This window comes from Microvirga sesbaniae (assembly GCF_025460805.1).
GTDB classification, from domain to species: domain Bacteria; phylum Pseudomonadota; class Alphaproteobacteria; order Rhizobiales; family Beijerinckiaceae; genus Microvirga; species Microvirga sesbaniae.
The window spans coordinates 1-1,799 of sequence record NZ_JAMXFJ010000107.1 but is presented as its reverse complement, the minus strand read 5'-3'; the positions used below and the strand labels follow the sequence as shown (position 1 = coordinate 1,799).

The following is a 1,799-nucleotide window of genomic DNA, read 5'->3' as shown; positions in this document are numbered from 1 at the left end:
GGCGGTTGCGCTCGTTGCTCGAGGGTGCGGGCTTCCGGGATGTGGACATCAGCACCGAGGCATATCGTTTCACGCTACCCTCCTTCGACGCGTATTTCGGACCCTTCGAGCGGGGCGGTGGCTCGTCTGGACAGGCGCTAGTCGCGCTGCCGGAGGAGGTCCGCCGCGCCGTGCGTGAGGAGATCCGGAGGGATCTTCGCGACACGGGCGGTCCGATACAGATCGAGGTGGAGATCCGGATTGCTTGCGGTCGACGCTAGCAGGCTAAACGAGTGCGTGATGCCCTCGCCTGACAACAGCGACGATCTTGTCTGGGTCGTTATCCCAGAGGAAGAGCCCCGGGGATCATAGCCGGAACTCTTCCGCCTGGCGCTATCTTCGCGCGCAGATCAAGACAAATGCTGAGCAAAGTGTTTGTTCATCTCGAACATGCTCACCTTGTCCTTGCCGCCAAACACCGGCCGGAGCTTGTCGTCTGCCAGGATCTCACGCTTGTTCGCAGGGTTCTGCAGGTTGTTGGCCTTGATGTACTCCCACACCTTGCTCACCACTTCCGTGCGGGGCAGGGGAGACGATCCGACCACGGCTGCCAGCTCGTTCGACGGCTGCAGCGGCTTTGCCAGAGCGGGATTGGACTTCTTGGCTGCTTTGGCTTCGGTCATTGTAAAACTCCTAAACTGCGCCTCGCTGCAATCCGCAGGGGCAAAGAGGGGCGGGACCATGGCCAGCAAGGGCTGAACACTCCCTTAATCCCGGTTTGATCGACCAAATGTCAGGATCAGTGTTTCAAATAAGAGGTCCGATCATCAATATCCACGTCGTTTGCCATGCGGCTTTGCCATCATCCGCTGCATCGCTTCCTCGGCCCGAGCCCGGGCCTCTGCATCGCTACTGAGATTGCGAACCTCCGAGGGTTCCTCCTCTTGATTGATACCATTCTTGCGTGCGCGCCACTGCTTTGCCTGGGCGGCAGTGGCAGCAGCATTGGCCAGCTTCTCCAGCCGATCCAGCTGGGGCGTACTGGCTTTCGCATTGGTTTCCGTTTGTTCGTCCTCTTGCTCGGGGCGCTTTTCCATCTGTTCGCTTCCTTAGGCTCAACGCTACTGGCTATGCTATGCCGTTACATGTTTCAATGTCAGGGGGAATTGGTTAACTCCGTCTTAACCATAGAGGTCCGAGGTACGCCAATGGGAAAGATCCATCATGGCTTCATAGCTATCGTCGTCCTCGCGGGCCCCGCCAGTCTCATTCTGGCCCATGAGACACTCACGCAATCGCCGGCCCGGGAAGTGTTTGAATCGTTCGATCCACCACCCATGCTAAGGCAGGCATACACCCAGTGTACGGAAGCTCCGAAGGAGCAGCGGTCGATCCAATGTGACCAGTATCTCGGTTTTTTCGAAGACTGCGCCGCTCGTAAGAACGAGTGTGGACCACAATCCGTCTATGAGGTTTTCGCCAAGCTCATCCTCTCAGCGCCGCCGAAGCGACCGACCGTCGAGAAAGTTGCTACTCCTGCCGATGTCTAATTCAGCATCAGCTGACAATCTCCTCCATTCACCTGTGCGATCCTGATAAAATAGCCTATTCCCGCGACACAACCGCTATCTCGGAAATCACCAAACAACCGGTCAACACGTGGTCCGAGGAGTGGCAGCGCGAGTGCGAAGCTCGCGCAGTCCTGAAGATGTCGAAGGCAGAACGCGATGCCTTTTTAAAAGGCACGAAGGATGAGAACGGAAAAACCATCGAGCGCGGAATCATTTTCCTTCGGGGAGGAAAGGCAGCTGAGGATTTGA

The 1,799-nt window shown here is 57.3% G+C and carries 5 protein-coding genes; 3 read left to right on the top strand and 2 right to left on the bottom strand.

Annotated elements, in window-relative coordinates; translation table 11 throughout:
* Window positions 1–260, top strand: a 260-nt coding sequence (locus tag OCW50_RS32990; protein WP_262300397.1) for a hypothetical protein, incomplete at its 5' end; no start/stop codon positions are given.
* Window positions 261–389: 129 nt separating this feature from the next.
* On the opposite strand, the gene OCW50_RS32985 is transcribed toward OCW50_RS32990, so the two are convergent.
* The gene (locus tag OCW50_RS32985; protein WP_262267337.1) at window positions 390–662 is read right to left on the bottom strand and encodes an SWIB/MDM2 domain-containing protein; all 273 of its coding nucleotides are present in this window, start codon (window positions 660–662) and stop codon (window positions 390–392) included.
* A gap of 144 nt (window positions 663–806) precedes the next feature.
* A complete protein-coding gene (locus tag OCW50_RS32980) occupies window positions 807–1,076 on the bottom strand; it encodes a hypothetical protein (protein ID WP_262300396.1) in 270 nt (89 codons plus the stop codon).
* Window positions 1,077–1,187: 111 nt separating this feature from the next.
* Between OCW50_RS32980 and OCW50_RS32975 the strand changes: the two genes are divergently transcribed.
* Both OCW50_RS32975 and OCW50_RS33685 read left to right on the top strand, forming a co-directional pair.
* Window positions 1,188–1,529 carry a hypothetical protein gene (locus OCW50_RS32975; protein WP_262300395.1) on the top strand — a complete coding sequence of 114 codons (342 nt, stop codon included), beginning with the start codon at window positions 1,188–1,190 and terminating at the stop codon, window positions 1,527–1,529.
* On the top strand, window positions 1,529–1,799 hold a 271-nt coding region (locus tag OCW50_RS33685), incomplete at its 3' end, for a DUF7696 family protein (protein ID WP_444547399.1). The genes OCW50_RS32975 and OCW50_RS33685, both read left to right, overlap by 1 nt.

Bases quoted from the DNA above. Each gene is read 5' to 3' on its own strand.
- OCW50_RS32980 (WP_262300396.1), bottom strand. From the start codon at position 1,076: ATGGAAAAGCGCCCCGAGCAAGAGGACGAACAAACGGAAACCAATGCG.
- OCW50_RS32985 (WP_262267337.1), bottom strand. From the start codon at position 662: ATGACCGAAGCCAAAGCAGCCAAGAAGTCCAATCCCGCTCTGGCAAAG.
- OCW50_RS32975 (WP_262300395.1), top strand. From the start codon at position 1,188: ATGGGAAAGATCCATCATGGCTTCATAGCTATCGTCGTCCTCGCGGGC.